This is a genomic window from Qipengyuania sp. YIM B01966 (genome assembly GCF_016461955.1).
Taxonomy (GTDB): domain Bacteria; phylum Pseudomonadota; class Alphaproteobacteria; order Sphingomonadales; family Sphingomonadaceae; genus QFOP01.
Genome location: NZ_JADMNM010000008.1, coordinates 77501 through 96987 on the forward strand (window position 1 = coordinate 77501; position 19487 = coordinate 96987).

The window sequence follows — 19487 nt, forward strand, 5'->3', positions numbered from 1 at the left end:
CGCGCGCCTATATGGCAATCCCGACCTGTTCGCGATCACGGCGTTGATCGGTGTTTCCTTCGTCTTTATCCCGTTCACGGTGGTCCCGCTGGCTTTGGCACAGCGGGACATGGACTTTCGGGCCTATGCGCTGGTCGATATCGGTGCCAACATCGTCACCGTGGGGGCTACGCTGCTAACCGCGTGGTTGGGCTTCTCCTCGCTCTCGCTGGCGTTCGGCATCCTAGCATATCAGTCGAGCCGGGCGCTGTTTGCGCAATTCGTCCGCCCGATCTGGCGCGTTCTCCCGCCAAGCTGGCGGGGCACGGCCGGGCTGTTCCGCTACGGACTGTCCGCCAGCGCCCTCTCGCTCACCGGCTCCATCGGGTCGCGCGCGCCTGATCTGGTCATCGGCAAGCTGATCGGCGAGGCGGCGCTGGGTCTCTATAGTCGGGCGACGGGGCTGGCGCTGCAATTCCGGATGCTGGTCGGCGGGCCGGTTGCCTCGGTCCTTTATCCTTCACTGGCCCGTGCCAAGGATCGCGGGGAGTCACTGGGGCCGCTCTATCTGCGCCTCACTGCAGCATTGTGCGCCATCACCTGGGCGGCGATGGCCGGGCTGGCGGTTGCGGCCGAGCCGCTGATCAACACGCTGTACGGCCCGCGCTGGCTAGGCGCTGCCCCGGTGCTGAGCTGGGTCGCGCTGGCGCAGGTCTTCTTCATCGCGCTGCCGATGCAGATCGAGGTTGGGTATCTGCTGGGGCGCTGGCGCCGGGTTATCGGGCTGACCATGGCCGATGCGGTGATCTCGGTCGGACTGATGCTGCTCACCGCACCTTATGGGCTGATCTGGGTCGCGATGTCGCGCGTGGTTCATGGCCTGATCTGGTGGGTTATCCATGCGGCCTTCGTGCAGGGGCTGGTCGGCTTTTCCTGGCGCGAATTGCTGACACTCTATGCCAAGACCGCGCTTGCCGCCTTCGCCGCTGTGGTCCCGCTGCTCGTGAGCTACACCCTGTGGCGCCCCGCAATCGAGACACCACTGGCGGCCCTAGCCCTGCTTGCGGGTGCGGGGGTTGCCTTGTGGTACACGACATTGCTGGCGGTGCGCCATCCCAGTGCGGCCGACCTCGCCGATGTCGCGCTCGGCAAACTGCGCGGCTGGCGGCTGCGCCGGGTGCCAACGCGCTAGATGTCAGCAGCCTCCGGGCGAGTGCGAGCCGATCGAACTGGCAGACGCGCGGGTCGGGGCGGGGCGCGAAGCCGGGCAGATAGGCAGGATAGAGCACCGCCAATTTCGGCGGCAGGCCGGTCGGGAATTGGCTGCGCAGGATCGCGCTGATGATCCGGTCCTGGAAATGTCGCAACGAATAATTGATCATCCGGAGATATTGCAGCGGCCAGCTCGACGGAGCGGCAAGCGACACCGGTTCGCACACGAAACCGGCATCGACGCGCGGCACAGCCCGCGTATCGTCCCACATCGCTTCATGCCCCAGGTCCGTTTTCGCAAGGGCTCCGACCAACCCGTCATCGCCGATCAGGTCGTCGAGCAGCCGCAGCCCGCTCTGCCGCCAGCGGCTGACAAAACTGGCGGACAGGGCATAAAGATCACCGAACAGGCCACGTTCGCGCGCCATTTCGCCGCGATAATGGGCCGCACGGCGGCCGTTGCGCGGCATCCCGGCGGCAGCATTGGCTCAAGGCGCGCCGGAAAGAACATCGGCCAGCGCATCGACCGCGCCGGCTATCAGTTCGCCATCGCCGTCGACCAGTACATAGGCCGTGCTGGCATCGACCGCCGGCGTGTCGAGCATGATCCGGTTCCAGCTGCGTGATTTGCCGCCTTCTGGCCAGTCGTGCACGCCGACCCCGGCAAAGCCGCGCGCGATTTCGGCCGTCCTGGCGCTGCTGCCATTGACCACCACGTGCACCGCCACCCCTTCGGCGCCGAGCGGCAGGCTCGCCAGGCACCGGACGATACGACGCTCCTCATTATGCACGAGGACGATGATCGCGATGCGTTCCAACCCGCTCATTCCGGCTTGCGCGCGAAGGCCCAGACGGTGACCGGAAAGTCCCGCGCATTCGGCAGCCGGCGCCTCCAGCCAGTGCGGGCCCATCGGTTGAAATTGGCCCGCACGGCCGCCCGGTTGCCCCAGCTTCCAGTATGGATCGCCGTCGGGTCGAACCCACAATCTTCGAGGAAATAGCGCATCCCCATTTCGGTCCAGCGGGTGCAGTCAGTCGGCACCAGATGGCGGCGGATGAGAAACGGGGTGATATTGATGAACATGCCGCCAGTGCGCAGCATTTGCAGCACGTGCCGCGTGGCGCGCGCCGGATATGGCAGGTGTTCCCAGACATTATCGGCGATAATCACGTCGAACTGCCGGTCCAGCACGTGCTCGCAGATGTCGTATTGCGACCAGTTCATCTCGGTATAGCTGGCCCATCGGCGCTGGCGCCACTTCCAGCCGGCGGCGTTTTCCAGCGCATCGAGCCTCTCGGCGCCGAGCGCATCGAGGCACTGTTCGACCGCGCGACCGCGCGGTAGGCGACTGTGCGCGTGATGTGGGTGGTGCCATATCCCGCCAGCATGGCGGCTCGTTTGGCAAACGCGCGAACGGTCGGTCCGCCTTGATGCCCGACCTTAGCCGCTGACCGCTTCACAAGCGATGTTTTCACAAACCTCGGCGTGGTAAAGCCCCTCGCGGAGGTGCTTTTCGTGATCGGTACCACGCTCGCCCTGCTTCTCGCACAAGTCACGCCGGCCGAGCGAGCGGAGACGGTGAATGCGCCCGCCGAAACGATTGTCGATGCAGCGCATGATGCATCGGAGCGCGTGACCGTACCCGTGATGATCGCCGGGCATGGTCCGTTCCGCTTTCTGGTCGACACCGGCGCGCAGGCGACCGTGGTGACGCCCGCGCTGGTTGCGCGGCTGGGCTTACCGGCAGCAGGGATGGCGTGGGTGGTCGGCACCGACAGCCGCGTGCTGGTGCCCGTGTTCACGATGGACGATCTCGAATTTGCCGACCGATCGTTCAGCAATCTTGTCGTGCCGCAGCTCGAGGCGCGCAATATTGGCGCTGACGGGATCCTCGGCCTCGACGCGTTGCAGGATCTGCGCGTGCTGCTCGATTTCCGGGCGCGGGAGTTGCGGGTTGCCGACGCCCACGACCTCGGTGGCGACAAGGGTTACGAGATTGTCGTGCGCGCGCGGCGGCGGCTGGGCCGGATGATTATTGCCGATGCGCGCGTCGCCGGGGTCCGGACGGCGGTAATCGTCGATACCGGCGCCAACACCTCAATCGGCAATCTGGCGCTGCAGGCGCGGCTGCGTACGCGGCCCGGGGCGACCGTGACTTCGCGCGACGTCAACGGGGTCGAGGCGACCCGAACGCTGGCACTTGTGCGCAACATCACCATCGACCGGCTGCAACTGGCCGACATGCCGATGTCCTTTACCGACAGCCCGGCGTTCCGCGAACTCGGCCTCTCGGACAAGCCCGCGCTGATACTGGGGATGCGCGACTTGCGGACGTTCGAACGGGTGGCGATCGACTTTCGCCGGGCGCGCGTGCTGTTCGATGTGCCCGACAGCCAGATCCATCTCGATCACCGCGATGCCAGCCGCCTGAACTGACCGACCGGGATCGGGCCGGTTGCAGTGAGCGGTTCGCCGCCCCATCTTGCCCACGATGCCGCCCGACGCCGCCACCTCCCCCCCAGCCGTCGACGATGGCTGGGGCACGCTCAGGCGGTTCATCCCCTATCTGTGGCCCGCCGGGCGCGCAGACCTGCGGGCACGGATCGTCCGGGCGATGGTGCTGGTCCTGCTGGCCAAAGGCGTCACGCTTGCCACCCCGCTGGCGATGAAGCGCCTGGTTGATACCATGGCCCAAGGCGGCGACCCGCTGTTGTGGCTGGCGCTGGGCATGGCCTTTGCCTTCACCGCCGGGCGCTTTCTGGCAACAGCTTTCGATAACGTCCGCAACATGATTTTCGAGCGGGTCGGCCAGGATGCCGCGCGCCATCTTGCCGAGGACGTGTTCCGCCGGCTCCACCGGCTGAGCCTGCGCTTCCACCTCTCGCGGCGGACAGGCGAGGTTACCAACTTGATCGAGCGCGGCACCAAGAGCATCGACACGATGCTCTATTTCCTGCTTTTCAACATCGCCCCGACCATCATCGAACTGATCGCGGTCGGGATCATTTTCTACACGCTGTTCGGGGCGCCACTGGTGCTGGCGACGGCGGTGACGGTGGTGATCTACATCTTTCTCACCCGCCTGATCACCGAATGGCGGACCAAGCTCAGGGCCGAGATGAACGCGCTCGACGGGCAGGCGCTTAGTCGCGCGGTCGATTCGCTGCTCAATTACGAGACGGTCAAATATTTCAACGCCGAGGAGCGCGAGAACGCACGCTATGCCGCTTCCGCCCGCGCCTATGCGGCAGCAGCGACCAAGAGCGAGAACTCGCTCGGGCTGCTGAATATCGCGCAGGCGCTGGTAATGAACCTCCTGATGGCCTTCGCGCTGGGCTTCACCGTCTGGGAATGGAGCCGTGGGCGGCTGTCGGTAGGTGACCTGGTGGCGGTGCAGACCTACCTTACCCAGTTGTTCCGCCCGCTCGACATGCTCGGCATGGTCTATCGCTCGATCCGGCAGGGCCTGATCGACATGGCGGCGATGTTTGCCCTGATGGATACCGAGGTGGAGATCGCCGACCGGCCGGGTGCCCCGGCGCTGGTCATCCGCCGGCCGACCGTGGTGTTCGACGATGTCGTGTTCGGTTATGAACGCGAACGGACCATCCTTCACGGATTGAGCTTTGCGGTCGAGGCGGGGCAGCATATTGCGCTGGTCGGCCCCTCGGGCGCCGGCAAGAGTACCATCGCCCGGCTGCTGTTCCGTTTCTACGATCCGTGGTCGGGGCGCATCCTGATCGACGGGCAGGATATCGCTACCGTCTCGCAGGATTCGCTGCGCGCGGCGATCGGCATCGTTCCGCAGGACAGCGTGCTGTTCAACGACACGATCGGCTACAACATCGCCTATGGCCGCGCGGGGGCAAGCGCGGAGGACGTCCTGCGCGCCGCGCAAGGTGCCGCGATCCTGCCCTTCATCGAAGCCCTGCCCGATGGCTTCGATACCGAGGTGGGAGAGCGCGGGCTCAAGCTGTCCGGCGGGGAAAAGCAGCGCGTCGCCATTGCCCGGACGCTGGTGAAGAACCCACCGATCCTGCTCCTCGACGAAGCGACCAGCGCGCTCGACACGCGGACCGAGCAGGACATTCTCGAAACGCTGCACCGGGTGAGCGAAAATCGCACCACGCTGTCGATTGCGCACCGCCTGTCGACCGTGGCCGATGCCGACCGCATCCTGGTTCTCGAACATGGCCGCCTGGCCGAACAAGGCCGCCACCGCGACCTGCTGCGCGATGGCGGCCTTTATGCAGAGATGTGGGCGCGTCAGGCCGAGAGCGTCGAGGACGCGTCTCTCGCCGCTGAATAATCCGCCGCGCCTACAGGATGTAGCGCGACAGGTCGCTATTGCCGGCAAGATCGGCCAGACGCTCGCGGACATAGGCGGCGTCGATGGTGATCGTCTCGCCGCGATGATCCTCGGCGGCAAAGCTGATCTCCTCGAGCAGCTTTTCCATCACCGTCTGCAGCCGCCGCGCGCCGATATTCTCGACGCTGCGATTGACCTCGGCGGCGATGCTGGCGATCGCGTGCACCGCATCCTCGGTGATCTCCACCTGCACGTCTTCGGTGCCGATCAGCGCACGATATTGCTCGACCAGATTGGCCCGCGTTTCACTGAGGATGCGGACGAAATCATCTTCGGTGAGCGCCTTCAGCTCGACCCGGATCGGCAGGCGGCCCTGCAATTCGGGCAGCATATCGCTCGGCTTCGCCACATGGAACGCGCCGCTGGCGATGAACAGCACGTGGTCGGTCTTCATCGGACCGTATTTGGTCGCCACCGTGGTCCCTTCGATCAACGGCAGCAGGTCGCGCTGCACGCCTTCGCGGCTGACCGAGCCGCCGCGCACATCGCTGACCGCGATCTTGTCGATCTCGTCGAGGAAGACGATCCCGTTCGTCTCGGCATTCGCCAGCGCCACGCGGGCAACATCGTCCTGGTCGAGCCGCTTGTCGGCCTCTTCATCGACCAGCTTGTCCCACGCATCGGGCACTTTCAGCTTGCGTCGCTTGGTCTGCTGGCGGCCGAACGCCTTGCCCATCATTTCGCCCAGGTCGATCATCCCGACATTGCCGCCCATCCCCGGCATGTCGAGCATCGGATTGGCCGGGCTTTCGGCCAGCTCGATCTCGACCTCGGTGTCGTTCATCGCGTTCTGGACGATCCGCTGGCGGAAGCTTTCGCGGGTGGCCTCGCTGGCGCTGTCGCCGACCAGCGCGGTCAGCAGCCGGTCCATCGCCGCCTTGCTCGCCGCCTCGCGCACCGCTTCGCGCCGACGTTCCTTTTCCAGCCGGATCGCTTCTTCAACGAGGTCACGGGCGATCTGTTCGACATCGCGCCCGACATAACCGACTTCGGTGAACTTGGTCGCCTCGACCTTGACGAAAGGCGCTTCGGCCAGCTTCGCCAGCCGCCGGCTGATTTCGGTCTTGCCGCAGCCAGTCGGCCCGATCATCAGGATGTTTTTCGGCGTCACCTCGTCGCGCAATTCGGGGCTCAGGCGCTGGCGCCGCCAGCGGTTGCGAAGCGCGACGGCGACTGCGCGCTTGGCCTCGGCCTGGCCGACAATATGTTCGTCAAGCGCAGCGACGATCGCGCGCGGGGTCAGGTTGTCAATCATAAAGCGTTGGTATCCGTCAGACGGTTTCGACCGTGACCCGGTCGTTGGTGAACACGCAGACATCGGCGGCGACCTGCATCGCCTTGGTCGCGATCAGTTCGGGATCGGTTTCATAGTCGCTGATCGCGCGCGCGGCGGCGAGCGCGTAATTACCGCCTGAACCGATTGCCGCGATCACGGTACCGCCGCGTTCTTCGGGTTCGAGCACGTCGCCATTGCCAGTCAGCACCAGCAGATTGTCGGCATCGGCGACGATCATCAATGCTTCGAGATTGCGGAGATATTTGTCGGTCCGCCAGTCCTTGGTCAGTTCGACCGCCGCGCGCAGCAATTGCCCGCCATGCTGTTCGAGCTTCTTTTCCAGCCGCTCGAACAGGGTGAAGGCATCGGCGGTCGCCCCGGCGAACCCGGCCACCACCTTGCCCCCTTCCCCGATCCGGCGAACCTTGCGGGCATTGGGCTTCATCACCGTGTTGCCCATCGACACCTGCCCGTCGCCTGCGATGATTGTGCGGCCGTCGCGGCGCACGCCGATGATGGTGGTGCCGTGCCACGGGATCAGCCCATGGGCGCTCATGTCGGAAGCAGTCATGCGCGGCGATATGGGATGGCCGCTGCGCGCTTCAAGCTGCGCGAAGAGGGGTCAGACGCCCGGACCGCCCGCTGGAGGCCGCGCACCGGGCGCGCCGACCTGGCCGATATTGCCGAACAGGTCTTCCAAGAAGCCACGCTCGCGCCCGACGGTGGGGGTCGAGGCGCCGTCGGGCGACAGGCGGACCACCTGGTCTATCCCGCTGCGATCGGCGGCGATGACATTGCCTGCCTGATCGAACCGCACCGCCAGCACCTGATGGCCAATCGTACGGGGACGCGAGAACGGTGCGCGGCCGGTTACGCTCGAGACGTAATACCACACGGGTTCGCCGAACTGGCTGGTGAAGGTCGGGCGGCCAAGCGTTGCCTGCACCGACTGACGATTGTCGATCCCGGGCTGCACCGCGCTCAGCAGCGCGTCGTCAACGATATAGCCGCGGTTCTCGCGGATCGAGCTGCAACCGCCCGTAGAAGCGCCCGCCGCAAGTACCAGCGCCACGCCCAAAACCTTGCCTGCCCGCATCAATCGTCCAATCTTGTCCAGCAGCGCCCGCGCAGCCCTTCCCGAGCGCGGCACGGATGCCTATATCCGGCCCGCCTTACGGCGAACGACCTGCCCATGCAACTTCGCTCCGCCGGCCCCTGCCGGCGCGGGATTGAATTGCCGCTGAACAATCCTGACGCCGAAAGGCCTGACCTCCCGTGGTGAACGCATGATCGTCAAATTCCTCCAGCAGATGATGCGCGTTAGCCGCGATCCGCGGGCTGAGCTTGCCCCCTTGTGGCGTACCACTGTGGCCGAGGCGCGCGCGGTGCGCTGGTATGCGCAGTGCGGTGTGGCTGACACGCTGGCTGGGCGGTTCGATATGGTGACGCTGGTGCTGGCGCAGATATTGCTGCGGATGGAACACGAGCCCATGCTCAAGATCCCTTCGGCCTTGCTCACCGAATGGTTCGTCGAGGAGATGGACGGGCAATTGCGCGAGCAGGGTGTCGGCGACGTGGTGGTGGGCAAGCATGTCGGCCGGCTGATGGCGACGCTGGGCGGGCGGATCGGCGCGCTGCGCGATGCGGGCGGCGATCCGGCGCTGCTCGAAGGGGCCGTGCTGCGCAATGTGACCCTGGGCGAAAATGGTTCGGCTGCGTGCGTGGTGGCGGGGCTTACCGATCTGGCACAGCGGCTCGCGCGGACCGACGCGGCCGGTCTGCTACAGGGGAGGATTGCGCTGTGAACGACCCCGAATTTTCCCGACTGGTCAAGGCCCGCCCGCTGTCCGCGGCGCCGATTGACCTGTCCGCCAGCGCAGCCGAGCGCGCGGCGCTGGCGGAACGGTTCGCGCTGGTCCGGCTCGATGCGTTGAACGCGCAGGTTACGCTGACCGATGATGGCGATGCCACCCGCGCATCGGGCTGGCTCAAGGCGGCGCTGGTGCAGCCCTGCGCAGTCTCGGGCGAGCCGCTTGAGGTATCGATCGAGGAGCGGGTCGAACTGCTGTTCGTGCCAGCGGCGCCCAGCACAGGGTTCGACGAGGAAATCGAACTGGCCGCCGGCGATCTGGACGAAATCCCCTATACCGGCGACGCGTTCGATCTGGGTGAAGCGATTGCGCAAAGCCTCGGGCTGGCAATCGACCCTTATGCCGAGGGACCAGCCGCCGACGAGGTGCGCCGCGCCGCCGGAATCGTTGCAGATGATCAGGCGGGCGGCACGCTGGCCGATGCGCTGCGCGCGCTGCGCCCGCGCGAGTAAACCTCAGAACGGGATATCGTCGTCGAGGTCGTCGTAATTCGACCCGCCGCCACTCGCGCCGCCACCGCCACCGCCGCCACCTTGGCCCCAGCTGCCGCTATCGTTGCCGCCGCCATAGCCGGAGCTACCGCCGCCGCGCTGGCCCCCACCACCGGCGCCGCCACCACCGGGTGCGCCATCGAGCATGGTCATCACGCCGCCGATCCCGCCGACCGACACTTCGGTCGTGTAGCGGTCATTGCCGGACTGGTCCTGCCATTTGCGGGTGCGCAGCTGGCCCTCGATGTAGACCTTGCTGCCCTTGCGCAGATAGCGCTCCGCGACACCCACCAGCCCGTCCGATTGCAGGACAACCGTGTGCCACTCGGTGCGCTCCTTGCGCTCGCCGGTCTGCTTGTCCTTCCAGTTCTCGCTGGTCGCGATACGCAGATTGGCTATCCGGCCGCCGTTCTGGAAGCTCTTGACCTCGGGATCGGCACCGAGATTGCCGATCAGCATGACCTTGTTGAGGCTGCCTGCCATGGAATCATTCCTTGTCTGTTCGCTGGCCGGTTAGCCATGCCCGGCCGGCAAAGCCAAGCGCGGCCAGCAAGTTTTCCCGCGCTCAGGCCGCGCGCAGCGCCATCATCCGCTGGAGATAGCGGGCGATAGTATCGATCTCGAGATTGACCGCATCCCCTTCGCGCAAGGCGCCCAGCGTGGTCACCTCGGCGGTATGCGGGATGATGTTGAGCGCGAACATGGTGCTGCCATCGGCCCGGTCGGCAACGCCGTTGACCGTGAGCGACACGCCATCGACCGTCACGGAACCCTTTTCGGCGATAAACGGAGCAATGGCGGCGGGCGCGGCGATGTCGAGCCGGATCGAGCCGCCCTCCTCCCGCCGGCCAACCACTTCGCCCACCGCGTCGACATGGCCGGTCACCAGATGGCCGCCGAGCTCGTCGCCCAGCCTCAACGCCTGTTCGAGGTTGAGCGCGCGCCCGGTGTCCCACATGGTCGCCGCCGTGCGCGATACCGTCTCGTTCGAGACGTCGACGGCAAACCAGCTGTCGCCTTCTGTGCCGCCCTTGTCCACCACCGTCAGGCAGACCCCCGAACAGGCGATCGACGCGCCCAGCGCCATCGTATGCGGGTCGTAGGGGCAGGCGATCGTCAGCCGCAGATCGCCGCGCTGTTCGCTGGCGCGGATGGTGCCGATGGCGCTTACGATGCCGGTGAACATGGCTGCTCCTTGGTGGAGAGGCGGCGATAGGCGGCGTAGTCGTCCTTGCCAAGCACGCGCCGTTCGACCGCTTGCCAGCGGCCATGCGCGTCAGCCAGCGCCCCCAGGCCGATATCGCCCAGCGCCCGCCGCCCAGCGCCAAGCAGGATGGGGGCGCGGTAAAGGTCCAGCCGGTCAACCAGATCGGCCGCGAGAAACGCTGCGGCGGCGCCCGCTCCACCCTCGAGATAGAGCCACGACACCCCGTCCAGCCCGGCAATATCGGCGGGCGCGGCGATGGTCCGCACCTCGGCGAGCGGCTGGCGGCTCAGCACCACGGGCGCGGGCGAGCGGCCCTCGAGGCCGGGCAGGCGCACATCGAGCCGCGGGGAATCGGCCCGCAAGGTCGCGCCGCCCACCAAAATCGCATCGGCCAGCGCGCGCCGGGCGTGGACATGGGCGCGCGCCTCGGGCCCGGTGATCCAGCGGCTTTCCCCGGCCGCAGTGGCGATGGCGCCATCGAGCGAGACAGCCAGTTTGAGGGTGACGTGTGGGCGGCCATGCGCGGCGCGCACAAGATAGCCAGCAAGGCTCTCAACCGCTTCATCAGACGCCAGCAAGTCCACCACGATGCCCGCAGCGCGCATACGGGCGATGCCGGCGCCGGCCGTTCGCGGATCGGGGTCGATAACGCCGACCACCACCCGCGCGAGCCGGGCGGCGACAATCAGTTCGGCGCAAGCGGGCCCCCGCGCGCTGTCATGCGCGCAAGGTTCGAGCGTGACATAAAGCGTCGCGCCGCGCGCTGCGCTGCCCGCCTGCGCCAGCGCAACGGCCTCGGCATGGGGCCGCCCGCCCGCCGCTGTCCAGCCGCGTCCGACGACCCTGCCGCCAGCGACCACCAGCGCGCCGACGCCAGGATTCGGCCGGGCCAGCGGGCGCGCGCGCAAAGCCAGCCGCGCCGCCGCATCCAGCCAATCGCGATCAGTTGCGATCGGCGCCCCCACTCTGCGCAGCAGCGGCAGCGGCCGCAGCGGCGGCTTCTGCCCGCGCGCGCTCGGCAGCCGCTTCGCGTTCGATCCGCTCGACATCCATGCCCGACATCCTGCCGAGCGTGCGGTAGAGGTTGCGCACCTCTTCGTCGCGCTTGGCCTGTTCGGCGGCGAGCCGCTCCTTTTCCTGCTGGTGCGCGAGGTTGCGCGCGCGGATTTCCGCATCGCTCCGATCAGGCGCCAGCGTGGTGATATAGGTCACCGGCGGGCGCACCGGGTCGCCATAGGTCGTGCCGGGAATCAATGTGTAGAGCAGGCCGAAGGTCATCAGCGCCGCGGCGCCGAGGATCGGCCAGCGCCATTTGTTCGGCCGCCGGAACTCGCTCCAGAAATCGGCGATGCCGGTGCCGGGATTATATTTGCTGAGCTTGCCCATCACGCCGAAGATAGGGCGCGCAGCCGCTGCGCGCCAGCCCCCGCGCTGCGCAAAGGCGCTATTCGTAAGCGACGCGCAGCGGCACCCGCCCGCGCAAGCGACCCGCACCTGCCGCGCGCGCGGTGGTGTAGAGCGTGCCCGTAAAGCGGAAGGTCAACCGCCCGTCGGCCCCCAGCGTCGCGATCAACGGCAGGCTGGTGCGAAAATCGCGCAATTCGGCGGACGCACCCGTCGCATCGACCAGCGTCACGCTGGCCGGCAAGTCGACCCGCACCGAGGCGCGCGGCCCGCCGGTGATGGTCGCTTGCCCAGCAACCGGCATCCCGCCCAGATCGTCCAGCTCGCCAAACAGCGTGCGGCTGCCGGTGGTAAGATCAATCACCGCATAGCCATTGCCCGATCCGACCAGCAGCAACCGGCCAAAATCGATATTGCTTTCGACCGTCAGGTCGAGCGCCGGGAGGGGCACGCAGCGGGGATCGTTCTTCTTGCCATTACCGACCCCGCGGCAGCCTGGCGGAAGCACGCAATTGACGCACTGCCCTTGTGCGAGGGCGGACATCGGCGTGCCGGCAACAACACCGAGCAGTACCAGCAGGCCAGTCAGACGGGCGATCATCAGCCCATCATGGCGCAGTATGGTTAATGAATGCCTAGGGCGCCACCAGGAGTGGCGCGTTAACCGAAAGGTGCGTAAAGCGTCCGCCCATGATCGCGCAGCCAGCGATTGGCGGCTGTCAGATCGCCTTCATAAAGGTCGGCCAGCAGCGCGTGAAACGCCGCGGAATGGTCAAAATGCACCAGATGCGCGACCTCGTGCGCGGCGACCGAGCGGCGGACGAAATCGGGCGCCATCGCCAGCCGCCAGTTGATCCGTACCATCCCGCGCGCCGAGCAGCTGCCCCAGCGCCGCGTCGCGCGCGACAGGCCGAGCGGGGGCACCGCGCAGCCCGCGCGGGGCGCATACTCCGCCAGATCGGCCGCCAGCAGCAGGCGGGCCTCATGATCCATCCAGCGTTGCACCCGGCGCGCAATGGCCGCCCGCTCGCCGCCCAGCACCAGCCGGCCGTCGGCCACTTGCGGAGCGCGCGGTGCACCGGCCTGCCAGTCGATGATCAGCGGCCTGCCGCGCCACGGCAATTCGATACCGTGGTCGATTGTCAGCCGACGCGGGATGCGCGCGCGTTGCTGCCCCAGCCATTCACTGCGAGCTTGCGCGAATGCCAGCGCCTCCGCTGTGCGGCCCCAACGCGGCATGGTTAGCCGCGCCTCGCTGCCATCGGCGGCGAGGCGCAGCACCATCCGGCGCGCCGTGGGGTGCCGGCGCAGCGCCAGCGGCAGCAGCTCGCCGCTGGGCAGTTCGACCACCGGATCGCCGCTATGGCGCAGCCAGTCGATCATCCGTCGGTCTCGTCCCAATCAACCAGATGATGTTCGAGCGGGCCCGCCTCGTCCTCGCTGATGATGCGCCCGGCAGCCGACACGCCGGCGGCAATCGGTCCCTCCGGGTCGCCCGACAGCAGCGGATGCCACGGATAAAGCGGCCGCCCAGCCGCCCGCAGGCGATAGGCGCAGGTCGATGGCAGCCAGCCGATCTCGAGCAGCAGCTCGGGCGTCAGTTGCAGGCAATCGGGCACATGGGCGCGGCGATTGGGATAATTGCGGCAGCGCGCGGTCGCCGGGTCGAGCAGCCGGCAGGCGACATTGGTATCCTGAATGTCGCCGGTATCGGCATCCTCGATCTTGTGCAGGCAGCAGCGGCCGCAGCCATCGCACAGCGCCTCCCACTCAGCGCGGGTCAGCTGATCGAGCGGGAGCCGCCAGAAACGCGCCCTCAGCGCACCCATTTGGCCAGCTCGGCGGCCACCGCATCGCCGCCCTGATCGACCGGCAGCGTGGTCAGCGGCTGCCCTTCCGGGCCAAACAGATAAGTCACGCGCGAATGGTCCATCAGATAGCCGCCGCCCGGCTGCTCGGTGCCGCGCGCGGCATAGACGCCGAAGGTCTTGGCCGCCGCCGCCACCTGTTCGCTGGTGCCCGTCAAGCCGAGCAATCGGGGGGAAAAGGCGCGGGTGAACTCGCCGACCACCTCGGGCGTGTCGCGTTCGGGATCGACGGTGATGAAGATCGGCTGGATGCGCGCCGCAAGCGCGGGCTGCACCTTGGCGAAGGCGTTATAGCCCTGCATCATCCGCTGGACATCGACCGGGCAGATGTCGGGGCAATAGGCATAGCCGAAATAGACCATGCGATATTTTCCGGCGAAATCCTCCCACTGCACCGTGCGCCCGTCGCTGGCGGTCAGCGTGAACGGCCCGCCAATCGCTGCGCCTGCCAGCGGCGGCTCACCCGCGCCGCCCCCGCCCGCCGGATTGCAGGCGGCAAGCGCCAAGGCAGCCGCGCAGACAGTAGCAACACGATATGGCAAGCGGGTGATGGGCGAAGGCATGGCGCGGCGGTTCATGCTCTGCTAACCCCCGTTTCGCAAGGTCGCTTGCACAGCTTTTGAACGTGAAGCCGAAATGGCAGGGGCAGTTAAGATGACACGGGTGTGGCAGGCAGCGATGGCGGCAATTGCGCTGGCGGCAATGGCTGCCGGCACGCCCGCGGCGGCGCAGAATTTCTCCGAAGGGTTCCAGTTCCTGAAAGCGGTCAAGGACCGTGACGGGACCGAGGTGACCGACGCACTCGACAAGCCGGGCTCCACGGTAATCAATGCGCGCGATCTGGCGACCGGCGAAACCGCGCTGCATATTGTGGCCCAGCGGCGCGATGCGGTGTGGATCCGCTTCCTCGCCCAGCGCGGCGCCAATCCCAATGTGCGCGATCGCAACGGGGTGACGCCGCTGACCATCGCGGTCAGTCTGGGCCATGTCGAAGGGGCCGAGGCGCTGCTTAACGCCGGCGCGCGCCCTGACGAGCGCGGTGGCGCGGGGGAAACCCCGCTGATGATCGCCACCCACCGGCGCGATACGGCGATGGTGCGGTTGCTGTTGTCCAAAGGGGCCGATCCGCAGCAAACCGATGCATCGGGCCGCTCGGCGCGCGAAATTGCCGAGGCACAGGGCGGCGCGATTCTGGCCGAATTCGACGCCGCCGCCCGCGCCGGCGCGGCCAATGGCGCCGGCTACGGGCCGCGCTGATGGTGGCCGCCCCGACATCGCTGGCCGATCTGCCGCTCGACGAATTGCGCGTCGCGATCGCGCCGGCGATTGCCGATGCGGCGGTGTTCGACGGGTGGAGCACAGCCGCGCTCGACATGGCGGCCGACGAGCACGGGGTTGACCGCGACGTGGTCCGCTATGCTTTCAAGGGCGGGCAGCAGGCGATGATCGGCGCGTGGATCGACGCGATTGACCAGGCGATGGAGGCCGCGCTGCCGGCCGAAAGCCTGGCCGGCGCACCGATCCGCGAGCGCATCCGCCGGCTGGTGCAGTTCCGGCTCGATCAAGCCACCGGCAAGGAAGAGGCGCTGTCGCGGGCGCTGTCGATCATGGCGCTGCCGCAGAATGCCGGCTTCGCGCTCAAGCGCGGGTGGCTCAGTGCCGACCGGATGTGGCGGCTCGCCGGCGACACCGCCACCGATTACAACCATTATACCAAGCGGGCGATGCTCGCCTCGATCTACGCCGCGACGCTCTCCGTCCATGCCGGCGATACCAGCGAAGACAAGGCCGCAACACGCGCCTTTCTCGACCGGCGGATCGAGGGGGTGATGCGGTTCGAAAAGGCAAAGGCGCAGCTGCTCAAATCCGAGCGCGAGCATTTCAGCCTCACCCGCTTCCTCGGCCGGCTGCGCTATCCGGCGGCATAATTTGATCCAGGCGGGCTTATTGCAAATCAGTTGCAATTAGCCCTGCGCTGGATTAATTCGCGTGCATGACCCTCGATCAATTGCCGCAGGGCAAGCGCGCCACCATCATCGCGATTGACTGGAGCCGGTTCGACCCGTCCGAAGGCAAGCGGTTGCGCGCCCTGGGCATGGACGAAGGCGCGCGGGTGGCCGTCGCGCATCGCGGAGTGTTCGGCGGGCGCGATCCGCTGGCGGTGATGGTCGGGCGGATGACGGTCGCGGTCCGCCGCGCGCACGCGCTGGCGATGCGGATCACCCCCATCTGATGAGCCGACTGCGCACAGCTGCCCTCGTCGGCAATCCCAATGCCGGCAAAAGCGCCCTGTTCAACGCGCTGACCGGCGCGCGGCAGAAGATCGCCAATTATCCCGGCGTCACGGTGGAGCGCAAGGCGGGCCGGCTGACGCTGCCTTCGGGCGAGCCGGTCGAACTGATCGACCTGCCGGGCGCCTACAGCTTCGATGCCACCAGCCCCGACGAGGATGTCACCCGCCGGGTGGTGCATGGGGAATTGCCGGGCGAAGCGACACCCGATTTCATCGTGCTGGTGCTCGACGCGGCCAATCTCGAACAGCATCTGGTGTTCGCGCAGGAGGTGCTCGAACTTGGCCGGCCGACCGTTGTTGCGCTCAACATGGTCGATCTTGCGGAGCGCGACGGTTTGGTGATCGATCCCGCCGCGTTGTCGAGCGCGCTGGGCGTGCCCGTCATTCCCACCGTCGCGGTCCGCCGGCGCGGCCTCGACGAATTGCTCGCCGCGCTGGATGAGGCCGGCGCCGGCGAGGCGGCGGGCCTCGCCCCCGCGCCGCAGCAGCACATCACCCTTCCCGAGAGGCGCCTCAACGCCGCCAACATGGCCAAGGGCGCGATTCTGTCCGAGAGCGGCACGCACCGGCTTCATGCTGGACTCGACAAGGTGCTGCTCCACCCGTGGATCGGGCCGATCATCCTGTTCGCGCTGCTGTTCGTCGTTTTCCAGGCTGTGTTCGCCTGGGCAACCCCCTTTGCCGACGCCCTGGAAAGCGCAATCGGGGCGATGGCCGAAGCGGTCAAAAGCGCCCTGCCGGCCGGTCTGATCCGCGATTTCCTGACCGACGCGGTGCTCAACGGTGTCGGCTCGGTGATTGTCTTTCTGCCGCAGATCGTCATCCTGTTCGCCTTTATCCTCTTGATGGAAGCGAGCGGCTATATGGCCCGCGCGGCCTATCTGATGGACCGGATGATGCAGGGCGTGGGGCTGTCGGGCCGCAGCTTCATTCCGCTGCTGTCGAGCTTCGCCTGTGCCATCCCCGGCATCATGGCGACCCGCTCGATCGCCGATGACAAGGATCGGCTGACAACGATCCTCGTGGCCCCACTGATGACCTGCTCGGCGCGGTTGCCGGTCTATGCGGTAATTATCGCTGCCTTCATCCCCAATACAAGCGTCGGCGCGGGCATCGGACTGCAAGGCTTGGTCCTGTTCGCGCTCTACGTTGCCGGCATTGTCGGCGCGATGGCGGTCGCGCTGGTGCTGCGCCGTTCGGTGACCAAAGGGAGTGCGGGCGGCTTCATCATGGAATTGCCGCGCTACCAATTGCCCCTCCTTGGCGATCTCCTGATCGGCTTGTGGCAGCGCGCCTGGGTGTTCCTGCGCCGCGCCGGCACGATCATCTTTGCCGCGACCGTTATCCTGTGGCTGCTGCTGAGCTTTCCGCGGGCCGAGCCGGGCGAAAGCCAGGTCGATGCCTCGATCGCCGGGCAGATCGCCGGCGGGCTCGAGGTGCTGGTGAAGCCGATCGGTTTCAACCGCGAGATCGCGCTGGCGCTGGTCCCGGCGATGGCCGCGCGCGAGGTGGCGGTTTCCTCGCTCGCCACCACCTACGCGGTCGACGCGCCCGACGAGGAGGCGGAGGCCGCGGGCCTCGCGAGCCAACTCTCCTCGCGCTGGAGCCTGGCGACCGCGCTCGCCTTCCTCGCCTGGTTCGTCTTCGCGCCGCAATGCCTGTCAACCATCGCCGTCACCCGCCGCGAGACGAACGGGTGGAAATGGCCGCTGTTCATGCTCTTCTATCTGTTCGCGCTGGCCTATGTCTTTGCCGGACTGACCTACTGGATCGCGGTGGCGGCGGGGCTGGGCTAGCCGGCCAGCGGCCCCGCGGCGAAGCTGTCGCGCGTTATCTGATAGCGGAGATGGTTCACATCGCGCCCGCCCATCCGGCGAACCTCGGCAATGTCCGTCAGTTCCGCGCCGATTTTCTCCAGCGCCCGGCGGGAACGCAGATTGTCCGCGCCGACCATGAAGAACGCGCGCTCCACCTGCGCCAGCGCATGACCGAGCATCAGTCGCTTCAGCTCGCGATTGGTGCCCCCGCCCCAATGGCTGCGCGCGAGGAACGTCCAGCCAATCTCCACGCTGCCGCCCGCCTGCGGATCGTAGTTCTGGAAACGCGAAGAACCGATGATGGCCCCGGTCGATGGCTCGACAATCGCCAGCGCCCCGCCTCGCGCCAGAGCATCGTCGAAGAACGCGTCGAACACCGGCCGCTGCCAGCGATCATGCGCCGGGTGGAGCGCCCAGAGCTGCGGATCGGATGCCACCGCGTAGAGCGGCTCGCGATCTGCCTCGGCCAAGGGGCGCAGCAGCAGAGTGGGGCCAGCCAGATGCGGCTGGCGGTCCATCACGCAGCGACCGCCGCCAGAGCGGCGATGAAGCGGTCGATATTGTGGCTGGTGAGGCCCGCCACGTTGATCCGCCCCGAGCCAGCCATGTAGACCGCGTGATCCGCCCGCAGCCGCTCGACCTGCGCAGGGCTGAGTGGCAGCATGGCGAACAGGCCGTGTTGCCGGGCCAGCGGCGCCAGGTTCATTCCGGCGACCTCGTTATCGCCTGCCGCCAGCCGCTCGCGCATGGCCCGCATCCTTGCGCGCATGGCGGTCAATTCGTTCTGCCATTGCCGGGTCAGTGCCGGGTCTTCCAGCACCAGCCGCACCGCCGCCGCCCCGTGATCGGGCGGCATCGACCAGCTGGCGCGAGCAAAAGCGACGATATTGGACAGGATCGCCGGCAGATTGCTCGCAGCCTGCGTCATGACATACAGCGCGCCGACCCGGTCACGGTAGAGGCCGAAATTCTTGTCGCAGCTATAGGCCACCAGTGCCTCGGGCACGGCGTCGAGCACGATCGCCAGCCCGGCGGCATCCTCTGCCATCCCCTCGCCCAGCCCCTGATAGGCAACATCGACGATCGGCAGCGCGCCGCTGCTTACCAGCGCCGCCGCGATAGAACGCCACTGATCGGGGCTGTAATCGATTCCGGTCGGGTTGTGACAGCAGCCATGCAGCAGCAGCGCGGTTTCCCCGCCGGCGCCCGCCATCGCCTGTTCCAGCGCGGCCAGATTGGCGGTTCCATCGGCCTGCGCGTGATCGAAGGTCACCGTCTCCAGCCCAAGATCCGCGATGATCTGCGCGTGATTGGGCCAGCTCGGCTTACCCAGCAAGACCCGCCGGACCCCAGCCTTCTTCGCCAATGCCAGCGCCAGCCGGACCGCCCCCGTGCCGCCCGGTGTCTGCACTCCGGCGATCCTCCCGCCGCGATCGGGATCGCTTGCGCCGAAGACATAGGGCATCAGCGCGGCGACGAAGCCCAGATCGCCATCGGGCCCGAGATAGGCCTTGCTGTCCTGCTGTTCGAGCAGGCGCCGCTCGGCCGCCTTGATCGCGCCGAATACCGGCGTCGCGCCGTCATCGGTGCGATAGACGCCGACGCCGAGGTCGATCTTGTCCTCGCGCGGATCGTCGCGATGGAGCTTGATCAGCGCCAGCAGCGCATCGGCGGGTTGGGCTTCCAGTTGGCTCAGCAT

The 19487-nt window shown here is 67.2% G+C and carries 24 protein-coding genes (1 of these 24 cut by a window edge); 9 read left to right on the top strand and 15 right to left on the bottom strand.

Translation table 11 applies throughout. The features are described 5' to 3' along the window. On the top strand, window positions 1-1171 hold the 3' portion of the coding sequence (locus ILT46_RS12180) for an oligosaccharide flippase family protein (protein ID WP_233397169.1). Its footprint begins 296 nt before the window's first position; 1171 of the gene's 1467 nt are visible here — the last part of the coding sequence; its start codon lies off the left edge, out of view; the stop codon is at window positions 1169-1171. A gap of 508 nt (window positions 1172-1679) precedes the next feature. On the opposite strand, the gene ILT46_RS12425 is transcribed toward ILT46_RS12180, so the two are convergent. Further along, entirely contained in the window at window positions 1680-2018 is a 339-nt protein-coding gene (locus ILT46_RS12425) for a glycosyltransferase (RefSeq protein ID WP_370592408.1), read from the bottom strand. Beyond that, window positions 2015-2569, bottom strand: coding sequence for a class I SAM-dependent methyltransferase (locus ILT46_RS09880; protein WP_370592412.1), 555 nt, complete (start codon window positions 2567-2569; stop codon window positions 2015-2017). Before ILT46_RS09880 ends, ILT46_RS12425 begins: the two co-directional genes overlap by 4 nt. A gap of 138 nt (window positions 2570-2707) precedes the next feature. Here ILT46_RS09880 and ILT46_RS09885 point away from each other — a divergent pair, with 138 nt between their 5' ends. After that, the gene (locus tag ILT46_RS09885) at window positions 2708-3628 is read left to right on the top strand and encodes an aspartyl protease family protein (protein ID WP_199504474.1); all 921 of its coding nucleotides are present in this window, start codon (window positions 2708-2710) and stop codon (window positions 3626-3628) included. Between the two features lie 55 nt (window positions 3629-3683). Then, complete coding sequence (locus ILT46_RS09890; RefSeq protein ID WP_199504475.1) at window positions 3684-5501, top strand: ABCB family ABC transporter ATP-binding protein/permease; 1818 nt, start codon at window positions 3684-3686, stop codon at window positions 5499-5501. Between the two features lie 10 nt (window positions 5502-5511). On the opposite strand, the gene hslU is transcribed toward ILT46_RS09890, so the two are convergent. Genes hslU through ILT46_RS09905 form a run of 3 tightly spaced genes read right to left on the bottom strand, consistent with a single transcriptional unit; the run spans window position 5512 to window position 7933 of the window. Beyond that, window positions 5512-6816 (bottom strand): ATP-dependent protease ATPase subunit HslU, encoded by a 1305-nt coding sequence (gene hslU, locus ILT46_RS09895; protein WP_199504476.1) that lies wholly within the window; start codon window positions 6814-6816, stop codon window positions 5512-5514. Between the two features lie 16 nt (window positions 6817-6832). Continuing rightward, window positions 6833-7408: an ATP-dependent protease subunit HslV gene (gene hslV, locus ILT46_RS09900; RefSeq protein ID WP_305079922.1), complete on the bottom strand. Its 576-nt coding sequence runs from the start codon at window positions 7406-7408 to the stop codon at window positions 6833-6835. Between the two features lie 51 nt (window positions 7409-7459). Then, window positions 7460-7933, bottom strand: coding sequence for an outer membrane protein assembly factor BamE (locus ILT46_RS09905; RefSeq protein ID WP_199504477.1), 474 nt, complete (start codon window positions 7931-7933; stop codon window positions 7460-7462). Window positions 7934-8123: 190 nt separating this feature from the next. Here ILT46_RS09905 and ILT46_RS09910 point away from each other — a divergent pair, with 190 nt between their 5' ends. Together ILT46_RS09910 and ILT46_RS09915 are read left to right on the top strand one after the other, a co-directional pair. Beyond that, window positions 8124-8642 carry a ubiquinol-cytochrome C chaperone family protein gene (locus ILT46_RS09910; protein WP_233397170.1) on the top strand — a complete coding sequence of 173 codons (519 nt, stop codon included), beginning with the start codon at window positions 8124-8126 and terminating at the stop codon, window positions 8640-8642. Next, window positions 8639-9160, top strand: coding sequence for a YceD family protein (locus tag ILT46_RS09915; RefSeq protein WP_199504478.1), 522 nt, complete (start codon window positions 8639-8641; stop codon window positions 9158-9160). The genes ILT46_RS09910 and ILT46_RS09915 overlap by 4 nt, the downstream gene beginning before the upstream one ends. A 3-nt stretch (window positions 9161-9163) precedes the next feature. On the opposite strand, the gene ssb is transcribed toward ILT46_RS09915, so the two are convergent. The 8 genes from ssb to ILT46_RS09955 all read right to left on the bottom strand — a co-directional run bounded on the left by ssb (window position 9164) and on the right by ILT46_RS09955 (window position 14256). Continuing rightward, window positions 9164-9682 carry a single-stranded DNA-binding protein gene (gene ssb / locus ILT46_RS09920; RefSeq protein ID WP_199504479.1) on the bottom strand — a complete coding sequence of 173 codons (519 nt, stop codon included), beginning with the start codon at window positions 9680-9682 and terminating at the stop codon, window positions 9164-9166. Between the two features lie 82 nt (window positions 9683-9764). Beyond that, a complete protein-coding gene (locus tag ILT46_RS09925; RefSeq protein ID WP_199504480.1) occupies window positions 9765-10385 on the bottom strand; it encodes a riboflavin synthase in 621 nt (206 codons plus the stop codon). After that, window positions 10367-11371 (bottom strand): bifunctional diaminohydroxyphosphoribosylaminopyrimidine deaminase/5-amino-6-(5-phosphoribosylamino)uracil reductase RibD, encoded by a 1005-nt coding sequence (gene ribD / locus ILT46_RS09930; RefSeq protein ID WP_370592409.1) that lies wholly within the window; start codon window positions 11369-11371, stop codon window positions 10367-10369. The genes ILT46_RS09925 and ribD overlap by 19 nt, the downstream gene beginning before the upstream one ends. Beyond that, on the bottom strand, window positions 11349-11792 hold the full coding sequence (locus ILT46_RS09935; RefSeq protein ID WP_199504482.1) for a hypothetical protein: 444 nt from the start codon (window positions 11790-11792) through the stop codon (window positions 11349-11351). Before ILT46_RS09935 ends, ribD begins: the two co-directional genes overlap by 23 nt. A gap of 58 nt (window positions 11793-11850) precedes the next feature. Further along, on the bottom strand, window positions 11851-12411 hold the full coding sequence (locus tag ILT46_RS09940) for a DUF4402 domain-containing protein (RefSeq protein ID WP_199504483.1): 561 nt from the start codon (window positions 12409-12411) through the stop codon (window positions 11851-11853). Between the two features lie 59 nt (window positions 12412-12470). After that, a complete protein-coding gene (locus ILT46_RS09945) occupies window positions 12471-13193 on the bottom strand; it encodes a M48 family metallopeptidase (protein ID WP_199504484.1) in 723 nt (240 codons plus the stop codon). Further along, window positions 13190-13639, bottom strand: a complete 450-nt coding sequence (locus tag ILT46_RS09950) for a YcgN family cysteine cluster protein (RefSeq protein ID WP_199504485.1) — start codon at window positions 13637-13639, stop codon at window positions 13190-13192. Before ILT46_RS09950 ends, ILT46_RS09945 begins: the two co-directional genes overlap by 4 nt. Next, a complete protein-coding gene (locus ILT46_RS09955) occupies window positions 13627-14256 on the bottom strand; it encodes an SCO family protein (protein WP_233397171.1) in 630 nt (209 codons plus the stop codon). Before ILT46_RS09955 ends, ILT46_RS09950 begins: the two co-directional genes overlap by 13 nt. A gap of 76 nt (window positions 14257-14332) precedes the next feature. On the opposite strand from ILT46_RS09955, the gene ILT46_RS09960 reads away from it, so the two are divergent. The 4 genes from ILT46_RS09960 (at window position 14333) to feoB (ending at window position 17767) form a co-directional block, all read left to right on the top strand. Beyond that, window positions 14333-14935, top strand: a complete 603-nt coding sequence (locus ILT46_RS09960) for an ankyrin repeat domain-containing protein (protein WP_199504486.1) — start codon at window positions 14333-14335, stop codon at window positions 14933-14935. Beyond that, window positions 14935-15606, top strand: coding sequence for a COQ9 family protein (locus ILT46_RS09965; RefSeq protein WP_199504487.1), 672 nt, complete (start codon window positions 14935-14937; stop codon window positions 15604-15606). Before ILT46_RS09960 ends, ILT46_RS09965 begins: the two co-directional genes overlap by 1 nt. Before the next feature lie 65 nt (window positions 15607-15671). Then, entirely contained in the window at window positions 15672-15911 is a 240-nt protein-coding gene (locus ILT46_RS09970; RefSeq protein WP_199504488.1) for a FeoA family protein, read from the top strand. Further along, window positions 15911-17767: a ferrous iron transporter B gene (gene feoB / locus ILT46_RS09975; RefSeq protein WP_199504489.1), complete on the top strand. Its 1857-nt coding sequence runs from the start codon at window positions 15911-15913 to the stop codon at window positions 17765-17767. The genes ILT46_RS09970 and feoB overlap by 1 nt, the downstream gene beginning before the upstream one ends. On the opposite strand, the gene ILT46_RS09980 is transcribed toward feoB, so the two are convergent. Continuing rightward, the gene (locus ILT46_RS09980) at window positions 17764-18306 is read right to left on the bottom strand and encodes a GNAT family N-acetyltransferase (RefSeq protein WP_199504490.1); all 543 of its coding nucleotides are present in this window, start codon (window positions 18304-18306) and stop codon (window positions 17764-17766) included. The genes feoB and ILT46_RS09980 overlap by 4 nt on opposite strands. Beyond that, window positions 18306-19487, bottom strand: coding sequence for an amino acid aminotransferase (locus ILT46_RS09985; RefSeq protein ID WP_199504491.1), 1182 nt, complete (start codon window positions 19485-19487; stop codon window positions 18306-18308). Before ILT46_RS09985 ends, ILT46_RS09980 begins: the two co-directional genes overlap by 1 nt.